At 39.6% G+C, this 16843-nt stretch carries 8 protein-coding genes and 2 pseudogenes; all 10 read right to left on the bottom strand.

Annotated features, from left to right (window positions below; all coding sequences use genetic code 11):
* Positions 1 to 374: 374 nt before the first annotated feature.
* Positions 375 to 1787: a DUF5009 domain-containing protein gene (locus KTR06_RS22045; RefSeq protein ID WP_120068229.1), complete on the bottom strand. Its 1413-nt coding sequence runs from the start codon at positions 1785 to 1787 to the stop codon at positions 375 to 377.
* Entirely contained in the window at positions 1784 to 4438 is a 2655-nt protein-coding gene (locus KTR06_RS22040) for an alpha amylase family protein (protein WP_120068234.1), read from the bottom strand. The genes KTR06_RS22045 and KTR06_RS22040 overlap by 4 nt, the downstream gene beginning before the upstream one ends.
* Positions 4439 to 4445: 7 nt before the next feature.
* Positions 4446 to 5879 (bottom strand): calcineurin-like phosphoesterase family protein, encoded by a 1434-nt coding sequence (locus KTR06_RS22035; RefSeq protein ID WP_120068237.1) that lies wholly within the window; start codon positions 5877 to 5879, stop codon positions 4446 to 4448.
* 22 nt (positions 5880 to 5901) lie between these two features.
* Positions 5902 to 7305: an alpha amylase family protein gene (locus KTR06_RS22030; RefSeq protein WP_120068240.1), complete on the bottom strand. Its 1404-nt coding sequence runs from the start codon at positions 7303 to 7305 to the stop codon at positions 5902 to 5904.
* Positions 7306 to 7359: 54 nt separating this feature from the next.
* Entirely contained in the window at positions 7360 to 8358 is a 999-nt protein-coding gene (locus tag KTR06_RS22025; protein ID WP_120068245.1) for a phosphodiester glycosidase family protein, read from the bottom strand.
* A gap of 94 nt (positions 8359 to 8452) precedes the next feature.
* Positions 8453 to 10150: a DUF5018 domain-containing protein gene (locus tag KTR06_RS22020; RefSeq protein ID WP_120068248.1), complete on the bottom strand. Its 1698-nt coding sequence runs from the start codon at positions 10148 to 10150 to the stop codon at positions 8453 to 8455.
* Positions 10151 to 10168: 18 nt separating this feature from the next.
* Positions 10169 to 11830: a RagB/SusD family nutrient uptake outer membrane protein gene (locus KTR06_RS22015; protein ID WP_120068251.1), complete on the bottom strand. Its 1662-nt coding sequence runs from the start codon at positions 11828 to 11830 to the stop codon at positions 10169 to 10171.
* Positions 11831 to 11848: 18 nt separating this feature from the next.
* Positions 11849 to 15075: pseudogene (locus KTR06_RS22010) on the bottom strand (SusC/RagA family TonB-linked outer membrane protein).
* Positions 15076 to 15127: 52 nt separating this feature from the next.
* Positions 15128 to 16291, bottom strand: a complete 1164-nt coding sequence (locus KTR06_RS22005; protein WP_008651671.1) for an AGE family epimerase/isomerase — start codon at positions 16289 to 16291, stop codon at positions 15128 to 15130.
* Positions 16292 to 16331: 40 nt separating this feature from the next.
* Positions 16332 to 16829 (bottom strand): annotated as a pseudogene (locus tag KTR06_RS22000) (MFS transporter); the annotation flags it as partial.
* Positions 16830 to 16843 lie beyond the last annotated feature (14 nt).

Genomic DNA, 16843 nt, shown 5'->3' with positions numbered 1-16843 from the left:
TATTTCTCAATCTATTTATACTTTTTGTTCAACAAAACAAGTTCATAAAAGTACTTCTAATAAATCAATAAATCCTATTTTTATGAGTCAAAATAGCTTTCTTTTAAACGTACGTGGCGTTTCTTATAAACCAACCGTATGTTTCTTTAAAACGAACCGTACGTTTCATTACAATCAACCGTGTATTTTCCACAAACAATACGGTAATTTATATGCAAACGACCGTTCTTTTATTCGCAATTATGCATATAAATACCGTATTTTATTGTTTTCTCGCTCTACTTTCTTTCATTCATAAAAAGTGAAAAATAGTAGAATCAAAGAAAAAACGATAATATGTCGATCAATTTAATATAAAATAATCACATTGATATTTATGTTCTCCAAAACCATTTGATTTTTGTGAAGAACATAGTTACTAAAACAGCCAAAGAAGTAAGGATTACTCCTTGAAGAAATCCCAACCAGGCATTTTGTTGAAAATAAGATAATAATGAAGCAATTCCAAGTATATTAGCCAATGGCATAATCAACAAATCGCCGACCACATAAGCTATCATCGGATTCTGACCGGACATCACCAAAAAACGAGTACTTTTGACACATCGGAAATAATCACAAACGATACTTAGAAATAAAAGAGCCAGAAAAGCCAACCCGGAAGTTACAAAGAAATAACTAAAAGTAGTTGGATCTTTTTTAATGCCATTCTGGAAAGGCTCAAAACACAAACCCAGAAGAAGTAAATATGCTCCTGCGTTAAACAACTTTTTCCATAATAAAGCTATTCCATCCACCTTATGTGGAAATACACACTTGCCAGTTAATAACAATAAAACAGTAATCACCAGATTAACAACCAAATTACGAGTGTATAGACCGTAAAGATTGCCAATGATGATAACAACGGATAATATCATTAGCATAATACTCATTTTACGATAAGGAGATGTAGCATAATCATCCGTCTCTTTTTGATATGCTTTCATCCACTCCGCTAAATACTCACCGGCTATACTGCCGGGAATAACGATAAATAAGTATTTCAAATAGTCAAACCGATACATCCACAGCAAAGGAGTATAATTAAACACACTCTGTGTCCACGAACCATCAACTGTACTTCCTAATATCATAGCCATCAACAATATCAGAATTCCTAAACGCATCCAACGATTATGCATTGTGAAAATGTAAAGGATAGAACCGAAAATAGCCATATTGGCTAACAGTAAAATTATGATGTTGCTGGAGAATAAGCTGAATGTTTTCCCATCCGCATAAGAAGTGGTAGCCAACATAATAGCAGCAACAATGTAAGCTCCAACTTTTATTGAAGTATGTGCCCAATCCGGCATTTTCAAAGGAATACGCATGAACATGGGAAATAGAACAGCAAAACAGAGTATAGCCAGCAGCCATGCCCTCATATCTTGCGGGGAACTTAACATATACGGATAAAAATGCTGGATGAAAATAGCAAAGAAAGTCAACTGAATCCCTCGTTTGACAGCTTCATAAACGAGTTTTAGCTTTGAATCACCTTTTTCAGCACGTTTCCTTATGGAAAAAGGAAACGCAGCTCCCATAGCGAACAGGAAAAAAGGAAACACAAGATCTACCCAAGTAATACCGGGCAACAGAGGATTAAACACATGATCCGGCGGAGGTGTTTGAGCATGGCTCATCCAACCGGGAAGAACATGCGTTACGATGGTAGCCGAAAGTACCATCGTAATAATTGCATATCCTCGTAAGGCATCTAAAGCTAAAGCTCTGTTGTTCATAAAGATCCTCCCTCACGCATTCCTTTTTCTACTTCTTTCCAAAGATTCTTTTGGATGATGTGTACTATATCAAACACCATTAGTCCATCCGATCGACGAAGGTTCATTTCTATTGTTTCGGACAATTTCCCCGGATTATCATAGAATTGATCCACCAAGATACCCCCCATAAACTTGTTATCTTTAAGAATCTGACGCAAGTGCTGACAGGAACCTTCTACACAGTACCATGTACCGGCTTGAGCTTGCGAGTCTGTCTCGTTCCAGATGTTGCGGTTCGTTTTTTTGTATTCCTCTATCGTTATGTCTGTATAGTAATTTCCAGTTGCATACAAATCGATTAGTTCTGCGTATCCGTAATTTTTATATTCGGGAGTGGCCCAACTAAAGTCTTGAGCCGGATCATACTTTTTGCTAGCGAAATTAACTCCCACTTCGTAATAAGATGGATACCAAGCTCCGGTATATGTGCCAAAAGAAACTTTTGGATTGGCAGCCTTCACTTCCTTACGTGCCAATGCCATAAAATCAGTAATATTTTTCGTTCTCCATTCAATCCATTTATGGAAATACTTTCTCGGTTGTGTGATAAACTTTCCGTCCGTATTCTTCTTCCAAACAAAAATATCTTCGGGGAACTTAGCCACTTTTTTACCTATATATGCTTCAAACTTTTCACGTGAAAGCAGCGAGAAGTCAGCTGTTATACCATCATAACGTACACGGTCGAGCATCAGGCCATCCAAATCAGGATATTTGGTCACTACTTCTTTCAGTACATTTAGAATATGCGTACGATATTCCTCGTTCAAAGGATTAATCATAGCACCATATTTCTGTTTTTCTTCCGTAATCGGAATAATGCCTTTCTCGGGAGTATATACCATGGATGCCCAGTCCGAATGTCCGCTATACACCATTCCACGATCGAAATAATTGTGCCCGGCACAAAATACATTTAATGAAGCATGAACCTCAATCCCCAATTCATGCCCTTTTTTAATGAAGTATTGCAAATAATCAAAATTCCCGGCCTTTGCGCCTTTCCACTCTTTCATTTGTGGGGCAAACTGACTTTGATAAAGTACTTCTCCGGTAATGGGTCGGATGTCCACTATTGCATGGGTAAAACCAACTGATTTGATTTTCTCCAAATAATAGTCAATTGAGTCTTTATGGCTGAAACGTTCGAAATTAGCTTCGGCATCGAACCACATCAGTGCAGGTTTCTTTTTGATTACAATCCGGAAAGGAGAAGCAGGAATAGCCGCATTATTGCATAATTCTCCCAACATATAATTCCGGAAACAATAACGTACCTCTATGGGGTCATTGATCGAATTATTCCAGACCTTTACAGTAGAAGAACCATTGATAATTTCCGCTTTGGCCGGTCGGAATATACCATCCGTCCCCACTATTTCAAATCCTTTCACGTTTTGATTTTCCGGAGTCAATCCTTCTTCACCATGTTCAAAGTCTATTTCTACTACATTCCCTTTTACCCGGTGGGATTTGTATATAGGACCCGAATATTGAATACCTTTACGATGATACGTTTTTGCCAATGCCCAATAAGCCAGTCGTTCACCGACCTTTATCTTATAGGGCGAATGAATAAAGTTTTCACTCCCGGCGTCACCTGTGGTCACCATCCCAACATTTGGAACAGCTGACATCAACTCCAACTGACACTGGCGGAACCAAGCCCAATCCAGTTTATCATTGCCTTCCGATTTCCATGGCGCAATCTGTACGTAATAAAATGGCATTTGGGGATTGTTGAAGAATGTTCTCCATTGAGAAACCATTGCAGGAAATAATCTCTTATATAATCCGGGATCGGGTGTGTTTGCTTCACCTTGATACCAAATCACTCCTTTAACAGGAAATCCTTTCCATGGATTCACCATTGCATTCCACAACAATGTAGGAGTCCCTGCCGTCCACCCGAACTCTTTCTGTGCTACATCAGGCAATGCTATTTCCGGAAAGCCCGATAAAGTCTCTTTATTCATCCAAGCCTCTATTTTTGACATGCTCCAGGAACAATGTATCAGACCGACGGGAACATCCAAAGATTGCTGTAACTGATTGCCAAAGAAATAAGCAGTTGCACTGAAATCAGCAACATCTTCCGGAGAGGCTTCTTTCCATTCTCCGTCCACCCCAGCTTCCTGTGGAATGGTACTCCAAGCATTTTTTACAGTATAGAGACGCAGTGGACGTTTGGGATTAGCAGATACAATGTACGGCTGGGAACCAAACACAGGCTGTCCACGGAATCCTTTCACTGGCATTTCCATATTCGACTGTCCGGAACAGAACCAGACTTCTCCTATTAAAATATTCTGCAATGTGAGGTCCTCTCCATCCGAGAACGTAATACTATACGGACCTCCAGCTACCGGTGTTTGGAGAGAAAGTTTCCATTCACCTTTTGCATCAACGTTCGTTTGGATTTTTTTATTATTCCATGAAGCGGTAGCCTGTACACGTTTTCCCGAAGTTGCTGTTCCGGAAAAAGTAACTTCCGATTGTTGCTGTAACACCATATTATCCCCCCAAATGGAAGTAAGGGTTACTTTCGCTTCTGCCTTGAGGAGAAACGACAAGCATATCAATAATATAAAATATTTGGCTTTCAACATATGATCCTTATTTGTTTTCTATAACTTTAGTATACACGTTGCCGAAGCGATCTGTCACTTTCACTTCCATTTTAGCATTCTTATTGCGGGGAGTAGCATGAAAAAGATGTTCGGTAAGAACCGGGGAAATCCATTCATATTTCACTTTTTCTTTGTCAGAACAGATTGCTTTGGCTGCAGGATCATATCCTTTGTAGCGTTGCATTTCTCCCATTCGTTTTCCGTTTTCATACCATTCCACTTTCCACTGTTCATCCCAGTTCCATACATTAGCAATTATATCGGAAGGGTGCTCGTCAGATGAACCGGCTGGATATACATGTAACTGATGCTCTTTCGGGTAACCTGCACTTTTATAGATCCATTTCACTTGATTCCCGTCTACTTCATACACTCCGTACCCCCTCGGAGTACCATCCACATTGATGTCCGCACGCCACCAGGTACCGCATACAGCAGCCGTGTTATGCTCCATTAATGAGTCATTAAAGCATACATTCACATTGAAATGTGTATGTCCGGAAATGATGTGGGCATTGTACCCCTCCAATAATTTGTATAGTGCAGCTGTATTGACCGTTTCATCTTGATCCAGCGTGTTATACCTTAGCTTCTTCTCAAGACTGGAAGGAATGTGCATTACTACAAAGACAAGTTTGTCTTTGGACACATAAGAGAGATCTTTCTCCAGCCATTGGAAAGTACGTTCATCGATGTAACCTATATATTGATAGTCACGGTTGACATAAAAGCAATTGTCAAGCACGATATAATGCGCGTTTCCTTTATTAAAAGAATAGTAGATAGGACCGAAATAACTTTCGAAAGTGCGATAAGAGTATTCAAAAGTACGTCCTCCATACGTCATGTCGTGATTACCGATTGCCCGATAAATGGGAATCTCTAGTGATGATACCGTATTTATATAGGAAGGATATAAAGAAGGAGTATCTCCTACGATATCCCCACAATCTATGCCGAATACTTCTTTTTTGCCTGTATACGGACGAATATATTCTTTCATATCCTGCAGGTATTTAGCATAAGCTTTTACATCATCCTTGGAAGTTACCTGTACATCTGCCTGTACCAAAAACAGATGATTGTTCTCATTTTGCGTATTTCTTACCAATTCGAAGTCGTAAGCACCTTGCTGGGCCGAATCCAGCTTTTGATAGAATAAAGGGAGTGTTTGTTCTGTTTTCGGTAAATATCCGGAAGGAGTGGATAAATAAATGAAACGAACATCCCTGTTAGGGGGAAGAGTATATTGGCCTTGTTGGTCAGTCAGCGTACAGTCTATTCCGTCGGTAACTACTATTCCCGGGATTCCTGTCCCATTACAAGTCACTTTCCCACGAATAGGGTTAGAAGGAATTTGGGCTTGCAAATTCAAGCCCAGACCCATTAATAAAAAGAATTGTAATAAATATATTTTCATAATTAGTTGGTTAGTCCAAACCTTATTCTTCGATAGATTTCAGATATTTATCAAAGCCTGTTTTAAAAGCGTTCCAATAGTCGTATTTCTTAACGTGACAAAGGTCGAAGGCAAAGAAGCCGTCACTGTTATTGATACAAGCATCAATAGCATCCGGTATTTTTGCGGATTGTCCTCCGTCAGTCCATCCGGTACTGTTACCTATATCCGGTCCGCCTGCAAAAGGTACATCTCCCTGTAACAGTTCACGTCCATTCTTACAAAAACCTTCCATAGTCCATTCTCCGCTTCCATATATATTGTTCACGGAAGCATAGGCACCCAAAAAGATATAATCCAAATGGTCCGCATATCCATAATTCTTATAATCGGAAGTAGCCCATTTCGGATAATAAGCGGAGGTGTTGTATTTAGGGCTGGCCCAGTTTACACCTGATGTATAGTATGTTGAATACCAGGCACCGACATAAACTCCAAATTTGATATTGTTGTTGACTGATTTAACTTTCTCACGTGCCTTTACTATGAAATCATGAATAACTTTTGCTCTGAACTCCAACCACTTCTTAAAATAAACAGGCTGGTCAGAAGGTATTTCATCCGTACCGGGTACCATAATATCTGCCGGGAAGTTGGCTACAGTTTCACCGATGTATTCTTCGAACTTCTGTTTGGAGATATCTGAAAAATCACTTTCTAAACCATAATCATCATAACGACAACGGTCTAGTATGATGCCGTCCAAATCATATTTAGCCAAGTCGGCTAACAACTGTAAAACAAAGTTTTGTACATCGTCATTAGCCGGATTGAAGAACTTCGCTCCATAATCAACTCCATCATCCAACAAATCCATTGTATTCGTTAGCCCATCGGCCAGATTAGCTACACTAGCCCATCCCTTTTTAGAATCATCACGGAATAGTACTCCATCATGTCCTAAACTATATGGACATAAATAACCACCTACAAATGTATTGATAGAAGCATTCACTTTTAATTCCTGTTTACGGGCCTCATCAATAAATGCTTGTAAGTAATCCCAAGTTTCGGTTCGTTCATAATAACTATACCCTGAATTTCCCCATACATCCATGCGCTTCACCTGATCTACGACATCAGTATTGAATAACACATCTCCCGTAGTGGGACGCACATCGACAATAATATCAGTAAAACCTGCCGCTTTTATCTTTGCCATATCTTTGGCTATGTTTTCCTTATTATTGGCATAGTCCGGGAAATTGGCAGCCGCATCAATCCAAATATATCGTGGTTTAGCTTCTGTGACATCTGGCTCTTCCGGCTTTTCTGTCGAATTATCATTCCACGGCCATCCGGGAATTCCATCAGAATCGTCACTACAGGAGGTTATTGTAACCGCTCCCAAGAAAGTCAATGCTAGTATTTTTAGAAATTTTCTCATATGATACTTGTTTTATTAGGTAGATACTGCCGATAGATCCGCAGTACTATTTTTTTATTTAAGAGTAACTACTGATGCTACGGATCTCTCGTCTCCGCTAGAGTCACTTGTCTTGATAGTCTCTTGCCCATTGACTAACATGCAACTAGAACCACCGCCGTCCAGATTGATAGCATCCGTACATCCCAGTGTTTTCATAATGTTAGCTACATTTTCGGTAGTCATACCAGCAACTCCTGTTGTCATTCCATCTCCTTCACATACAAAAAGAATCATTTTTTTATCATTTGTGATACCAATGGCAGAGCGTGGTCTGTTTGCAGTGGCGCCAATGTCTGATAAGATCTCTTCTTCATATGTATTTTTAATATTCCCATCCAATAGAAGTACAGGTCCACCGCCTATTCCTGTTTTAGCATTTAAGACAGTTCCTGTAGACGGAAAGCTTTCATTAGGAGTTGTTTCTGATTTCACAGGTGATGGCTCCGAATACCAATAAGTAACATTGGATAGTGTAGTGTAAGTCCACATTGATTTAAATGAACCATCATTCATTTCACAGAATGCAGCTAATACAGGATACCAGAATGGGCCGTTAACCCAATCTTCTGTTGTTACATCATTGTTCTTGCATACTATTTCGCCGTTACGCCATATCAGGCTTAATGAACCCTCATAGAAGAAACCTCCATTGATTACAATTGTGGAGTTATTCTCTTCATAAAATTTCTTTGGCTTTTTCAATCCTGCCTTTTCTCCTAATACACCAAATGCTGCCTTACTCATATCACCTACTGCAATATAGGCTATCGCTTTTTTACCTTCCAGTGTTTCCGGTGACTTATATACGTTAATATGTTCAGGCAAAATTCCATAAGTGTCTTTCACATTGGTCCAGCCTAAATTTACAATATCAGGATTGGCTTCAACAGGTTCAGTTGGAGTCTCCGGTTCTGCCCATGGCCAATCCGGAATATCAGTATTATCATCACCACATGCTATGAAAAAAGGCAGTAATGATAATAGCCATAACATTTTTTTCTTTGTTGACATATAGCTACTCCTTTAAATGATTTACAGATTTCTTTATCCCATATATGATGAGTGGATACTTTCTCATCATATATGAAATAAAGAGATCAATTAATTATTTGTCGATACAATCAAACTCATATCCTCCGATAACCTTACAGTTGTTATCCACGTAGTAAGCACGGAGTTTATATCCATCTGTTGTCGGAGCAAGCAGTACATCACCTGTTGCAGCTATACCATCGGATGAATTGTATGAGGAAAGTGAAGGATTGAATGACAGAGCATCCGAAGTAGATATCGTACCCGTGAATGAGCCGTCTGACGTTACATCATACATATATAAGCATGGAGTTCCACCCCATTGCGGGAAATGAGCTGTACATACCAATACAAGATATTGTGCATTATTAAAGCTTCTTGTATCCAGACAATTGTTATTCATTGCCCAAGAATTACCATTGTCGGAGTCTTCCAAAGATTTACTTGCATTATTATTTGCTCCATTCACCCAATGAAGTATGTTAGGATCATAATATGACAAGAAATAATCACTTTGAGCAGTAGTTCCTTTAGTCACAACTTTAGTGTTTGATGCAGGTGCTCCCCAATTACCTACACCGTTTACTGAAATAACTTGAGGACTTCCCAATACGCCATCTGTTATAATCCAACGAACAAACTTATTGGAACCTGAACTGGCTGTTCCATCACAAGTGGCAATTATAGAGGCATTAGTATTAATATCTCCTTGAACAGATACTTTCGTACCCATATCCAAACCTGTATTATTAGTATAAGTAGTCAATAAAGTCGGAGCTGTCGTAACAGAAGAAGTCTTATAGATAGAGAAAGACTTGCCATTAGTAGCCTTCGTTGCTAATAATATATTTCCTTTACTATCACTTGTCATACATCCTAAAGATGCAACATTCACACTACCCAAAGTTACATTACCAACCTTATTTCCTGTAGACGCATTGTAATATGCAGGAGTTGTGGCACCATCACCCAGGCAAACCACCAAATTATTTCCGGTAACAGCCAAAGAAGGTGCATTTGCAGCAGTCCAAGGTAATCCGATGACTCCCATATCCAATTTAAACAATTCTGTTTCACTACCTTTTCTGTATCCGTAAGGAATCTTATCCGGTACTGCTTTTTGAATAGTATAAGTTTGCTTTGTCACTCCATCGTGAGCAATCACTGTAAGCTCAACAGGTGAATTAAAATTAAGAGGCTCTGTTTTAGGATCCGGTGACATGGTCGCATGAGCCGACAGTGAATAATCTGCCAAGCAAGAAGATAAATCTTCCGCAGAGATTAAAGATACAGTTTTGTGGTCTTCATCAATAATACCTGTAATGTCTTCAGACGGTATTGAGAAACTTAATAACTGACACTTAGTAGACTTAACTCTTTCGCTTGTGATGCAGATTTGTTTCTTATATCCTTGAGCGTCTGTATAAGTGAAATAATTCTCTTTAGTCAGATCGAGAATTGAAAGAACCGGTTCAATAGTACAGTTTGGTGCCAACTTTGCCTGAATCCTCATCGCTTTCATATATTCTGAAGTTTCATTATCACTATTTTCCGGATAATACCATGGCATAGGAATTACATACTTATCTACAGAAGCATCTGCAATAGTATATACCACAGCCTCTTTATCCACGTATGGCCCAGAAGTAAAGAGTGCAGTCAAGCTCGTGATTCCCTGTCTGTCCGCAGTAGGAAGCACATATTCCGGATCCTGGCAAGAACTCGTGAGAGCCAAAATCCCTAATAATAGATATAATATATTCTTTTTCATAATGTTTTCATTTTAGATTTATTGCCATTCTGCATATTGAGTTACCGCACCGTTATTGTCCAACTCTGCCTGTGGCATTGGGAAACGATACATCTTAGTCGGGAAATTACGATCTTTATCATCACATTCTGTATAAATGTAAGTGAAAGACCCATTTGCATTTTTCTCTATTTTCATTCCATGAAGACGAATACCGGTAAATGCTGTCGCAGATAATTTCCAACGACGCATGTCCCAATAATAATGTCCTTCATAAGCAAGTTCTACTTTGCGTTCCTGACGGATGGCTTTCATTAAATCATCCCCACTTTTGTCTGTGTAAGACAATCCCACTCTGTTACGAATATCTTTTATGTCTTTATTTGCCTTATCCGTATAGCCATTCAGATGATAACATGCTTCTGCATGATTCAGTAATACCTCTGCGTAACGAATTTCGGTCCATGGCTGTGTACTGGCTTGTATGGAAGTAAAATTATGAGCTTCATCTACCAGTTTACGTAAATAATACCCGGTAGTAGAACGTCCTTCTGGTTTAGTATCTGTTTTCCATGCAGCCCAACCATCAGTACCGTTTACGAAAGATTCTATTGTTCTGCCTTTCCATGTTGCTCCATTATAAAGAATGGTAGCTTTAAAGCGTGGTTCTAGTTTATCATAAGGAGGAGTCGTTGTAGTACCTTCAGCAGTATGCCATGCACTCCAATCGGGGAAGCCACTACCATCTGCATATTCATACGATTCAACCATCTCTTGTGTCGGAGTACCGAATCCACCAGTCATGGAATTGCCATCCAATGCTTTATCACCTCCAGGAACCATATATCCATCAAAGTCATGAGTCACAGTGGAACTCTTATCATAACAATATTGTAAAATGGCTTCTTTGCTTCCTGCTTTAAAGGCATTTGAATAGTCTTCTTTTGCTTCCAGTTCATAGCCCATTCCCATCACCTTTTCCGCTGCGATGCGAGCGTCATCCCATCTTTCTGCATACAACATGGCTCTTGATAACATTGCATAAGCTGCTCCGCTAGTAAGACGTCCGTTAGGAGTTTTATCAACAGGCAAATGTTCACCGGCATATTTTAAGTCATTATATACAAAGTTCCATCCATCAGCTTCCGAACTAACCGGCATATCCTTTTTTATATTATCCAGATTCTCATCGTATATAATCACTTCTTTATAACGCTTTAATAAATCAGTATAGAGATACCCTCTGAAGAAACGCATTTCAGCTTCCAGGCGTTCTTCATCCGTCTGACCAAATGAAGCATATTTCTTTAATTTGTTGATGCCTTCATTGACACGGCGTACATATTCGTACATCGTCCCCCAGTTGCCCAGGTAAGTACTAACATAATTCACTGTAAGAACAGAACCTCCATAAGCAATTTCACTAGGGATCTGACATTTAGCCATATAGTTGTAGGAACCATATTTAAGCTGGTCTGTCAAAGCTTCTGTCATTCCTGCCAAACATTGTCCGTCCCGATAGACTCCTAAATAATCTATATAGCGATAGAAATCGTTGACTGCCTGTTCTGCATAGTCGAGTTTACTCCATACAAGTTTATCTGATGCTCTGTCCGTTGGAGTCATGTCCAGATAATCACTACATGAGCCAAGCCCTAAAGAGGCTCCCAACAATATGATACTTAATACTTTTGTTTTCATAATAGAACTTTTAAAGGTTTAGAAAGTCAAAGTTATACCGCCCATAATGGTGCGTTGTTGAGGATAATATCCGTTATTTACTCCCGGAGATTCAGGATCGATTCCATCAGGAAGACCGCAGAGCGTAAATAAATTAGAACCTTCTACATAAATTCTAAGATTCTGAATGCCGACAGGACTCATCCATCTCTTGGGGAATGTGTAACCCAATTGTGCGGATTTGAGACGAAGGTATCTACCGTTACGTAACCAGAAAGTGGAAGCTAATCCATTATCTCCTCCATGTCCTTGATTACCCAGTGTAAGTCGTGGGAATGTTCCATTCGGATTTTCTACTGTATATGCATTCTGAACTAAATATAATGGTGAGTTGGCACCTTCTTTAAATGCCTGTGTCCATACAGTGTTGTCGTCATAACCATTATAATAAGTACCCGTCAATGATACGTCGAACAGTGCACCTCCAGTAAATTGTGCACTTAAATCGAATCCATTCCAGACACAATTCAGGTTCAAACCGTAAGTTAATTCGGGACGATTGCCACGTCCAACACGTGTTCTGTCATCTTCGTCTATTTTGCCATCACCATTTAAATCTCTGTATTTGATATCACCGACATTAGGACGAGTGCCATACCAGGCTGAATTGTCTATTTCTTCTTCTGAACGGAATAAGCCATCTGCAACCCACACAACAGAAGCATCGACACTACGTCCTGTGCGTTTTCTCCACTCTACTGTGTTCGGACTATCCGGATAACGGAGATAACGGTTTCTTGCAAATGTCAGATTGAAGCTTGCGCCATAGGAGAATGGCTTGCCTGCCAAGTTTAATTTATTACGATGGCTCACCGTTACTTCAACGCCTTTGCTATCGACCTTATTATAGTTGGCATAAGTATAATAATATCCTCCCATAGATGGGGGGTAATCGCCTCCCATTGCTGTCAAAATATCATAGGTATAATTATAGAATGCGTCAAACTCCATTCCCAACAGACCATTCCACATTGTAAAGTCAAATCCTGCATTGTAGGTTAAAGTGTTCTCCCAAGTTAGAGTAGGATTGGCAATTACAGAGGCGCGTAATGCTTGCATTACTTTTCCATTCAGAATTGTTTGGTATGCATTTTTGTTACCATCCATCAAATTGTAAGTACTAAGGAAAGCATACGGACTCACTGCATCGTTTCCTAATAAACCGACAGATGCACGTATCTTCATATCATCCAGAAATGTCAGACTAGACATAAAATCTTCTTTAGATATTCTCCAAGCTACTGATGCTGACGGGAAGAATGCCCAACGTTTCCCACTAACATTGCCGGCAAACTTGTAAGAACCATCATATCGACCTGTAAACTCTGCCAAATACTTATTGTCATAGTCATATTTCAAACGAAAAACATAACCAATACTACGGTTTGCATCACTGTATCCCGAGATTGGAGAGTCTGCCGGTTGTCCAAAGCTCAATTCCGGTAGTTCAGAGAAACTCATGTTCTTATTATAGCCGGAGAAACTGTTTTCTTTATAATCCCGGATTTCTGCCAATACCATTGCTTCTACATTATGTTTTCCGAAGGAGCTTGCATAGTTTATACTTCCTTGGCCTACCATTTGATGAGAACTATACTGTCCTTCACCTAAATTTATTCCATTTGCTGTGCCGCGAGGATCGTCTGCTTTAGACCAAGTCCAATCTGCTGTCGAAGTCGGCATTTTATGTATATATGTGGAGTAAGGCGTATTCAAATTCTTATTATGAGAAGTTGTATAGTCATAAGCTCCGGTTACTTTTACACTCAAACCTTTAACCCAAGGCACATTGTATTGCAATGAGATGTTGGTCTGCAAATCAAAGCTATTGGTATGCTTGTATCCGGATTCATAAATAGCAGCCAACGGACTGTTGGGCAGACTTGTGTTATTCTGTGTAGTAGCAGTATAAAGTCCGTCATATGTTTCCGGCAAATAGGGATGCATCATTATAGTCTGATGAGCTACTGACAACCAACCTTGTTCACCCAATTCGGAATTAGAATCCGTACCGCCTGAAGCATATCCCGGAGTTTCACGTTTACCGACATTTCCTGCAATACCTAAACTTAACTGGAAGTTCTTAGCCAGTTGGGTCTCAAGATTAGTTCTTAAATTGTATCTCTTGTAAGAGAAATTGTCAATGTTACCTTTTTGACCTAAATAACCCACAGAAGCAAAGTAACGCATCTTATCACTACCTCCCTGTATTGTTACATTGTGTTTCTGATTAATACCGGTTCCGAATACTTTATCAATATAGTTAACATTATCCCATCCGTCAGTAGGATCACCATTCAACATAGCTTCCACATTCGCCTTTGTAAAAACGGGATTATATTGACTAATGTTTGAAATGCTTCCATTAGCCATTTTATCCATCATGTCAGCCATATTATAATAATATGCAAATTGAGGTCCATTCATAAACTGCGGGAAGTTTGCATTCATAGATGCTCCTATTGAACCATTATAAGTGATTTTGGATTTTCCTTCCTGACCTTTTTTTGTAGTTATAATAATAACACCACCGGCTCCTTTTAATCCATAAACAGCTGCAGAAGCTCCATCTTTCAAAACAGATACACTTTCGATATCATTAGGGTCAATATCATTAATAGAACGAGGCATTCCGTCTACTATATAAGTAACATTATAAATAGAGCCACGAACTCGTAATGTAGCCTGATCGTCTCCGGGTTCACCAGATACTTGAACAGATGAAATACCTGGCAAACGTCCACCTAAAAGACTCGACACATTGGTTGCCGGTGCTTTCAGCAGTTCGTCGCCTTTCACCGCAGATACGGCTCCGGTTAAAGATTGCTTCTTGGCAGTACCATATCCTACCACAATCACTTCATCCAAAGCTGCCACATCATCTTTCATAACCACATTAATGGTCGTCTGACCTGCTACCTTTATTTCCTGATCTGACATTCCAACATATGAGAATGATAAAATGTCTTTTGCGGTGGCCTGAATGCTATATTTTCCATTTACATCTGTAATAGTGCCATTAGTATAGTTCCTTTTACGACAACACTTACTCCTGGTAGCGGTTCTCCTATACCATCAGTAACAGTTCCTTTCACTAAACTCTGTGCATGACTACTGATAGCACATGCAAATAGCGCGCAGATTGAAAACATAAATATTTTCAATATACGAGAGTTCTTCTTGATTTTTGAGTTAAACTCTGTCATAGAATTAATTTTTAGATTATTAATATAGATTGGTTAACATATCCATTATTGTTTATAGCTGTTCCAATACTTTCCAGCATTGGTATAACCCTCTTGGTACATGGAAACATCCTTTCCATTTTCCTCCTTTGAGTGGTAGTAGCACTTCACCTCTCCGATTTAAGTATCCATACCATTCGGGATGCTCTTTATCTTTAAAATGGGTCCATGTATAATCGTGTACTTTTTCAAACCATTCCAGACATTGGTTATCTCCGGTCAATTGATAACTCTTCAGAAGAGATATGAGTGTTTCAATATGCACCCACCAGAGTTTCTGGTCCCATTCCAGTTGTTGGGGAGGACAACCGTTACGATCCATAAAATAGTAGATACCTCCATATTCTTTATCCCAACCATATTCAAGCATTGTAAGAGTGATATTCTTAGCCTTTTCGATTAATTCCGGACGGTTTAGGCGTTTCCCTAAATCCATTATAAACCACATGGCTTCAATCGCATGGCCAGGGGTAATCTGCCGTCCTTCAAAGCAATCTATCAGATTACCATTCACATCTACATTCTCAACAATGATACCACCAAGTTCGGGACGATAGAAGACAGACATAACTTCATGAATACAAGTATCCATCGCTTGTTCCAAATAGTCCTTGCCTAAAATATGCTCAATTTCCATAGCAAGATTGCATAGTATCATCGGCAGGGCAAAATTTTTTAGATTACGAGTGCCCGGATGAAGTTTATTCCATTTACCTTTCGGATTATCTACTTTGGAAAGGATAATATCGAAGGTTTTCTTGGCAATGTCAGCATATTCCTGATTACCGGTTGCAAGGCTTAATTGCCCGAAAGCCATGGCAGCGAATGTATATGAAAAGATATTGTATGGTTCTACCAATGGTCTACCCAAACGGTCAAGGGAAAAATACCAGTTATAGTCTCCATCATGTCCATATTTTTTTAAAAACTCACCACCTTGAACGGCACAATCCAGCCATTCCTTACGTTTTTCCACTTTATTGTAAAGCATAGAGAACATCCACACTTCGCGGCCTTGCAGCCAGATAAATTTATCTGTATCGAAAACTCTTCCTTCACGATCCAAACAGGTGAAGTAGCCTCCATATTCATGATCTTGTGAGTTTTCAAGCCAGAAAGGAAGAACATTATCCAAGAGTTCATCCTTGTATTGATTTGCCAGTTTCTTAAAATCCATACATCTTTTATTATTAAGTTATTAAGGTCTTTTTGTTTTACTATTCCGAACGGGTCCAATATCTTTCAATCTCTTCCAGCGACTTCCCGGTAGTCTCCGGCACGAGTTTCCAGACAATTAGCATATACGGTACGCACATAACGGCAAACAGGAAGAATGTTCCGGCGGGGGTAAGGTTCTGGAGCATCCAGGGGGTTAACTGTCCGATCAGGTACGTTCCGATCCACAGAGCAAATCCTGCTATCGACATGGCCAGTCCGCGAACCTTGGTGGGATACATCTCCGAGAGGAGTACAAACACCACGGCACAGATGGATACAGCACAGCAGAATACATAGAACAGGAAGAAAATGAGCAGGAAGAGGCTGGATACTTCCAGGGAATCTCCGAAGAGGAAGTAAAGACCGATAAGGACCAGAGAGAGCACCATGCCCGAAACTCCGTAATAAACCAGTTTCTTGCGGCCCACCTTATCGATGATGACAAGAGCCAGAACGGTGGTCAAAGTATTGACTAGTCCTACCAGAACTTGGTAAAATCAAAGTTTACTGT

Origin of the sequence: Bacteroides sp. MSK.20.12, from assembly GCF_019052435.1 — a bacterium.
GTDB lineage: Bacteria > Bacteroidota > Bacteroidia > Bacteroidales > Bacteroidaceae > Bacteroides > Bacteroides xylanisolvens.
This window is presented reverse-complemented; position numbering and strand designations above follow the sequence as displayed.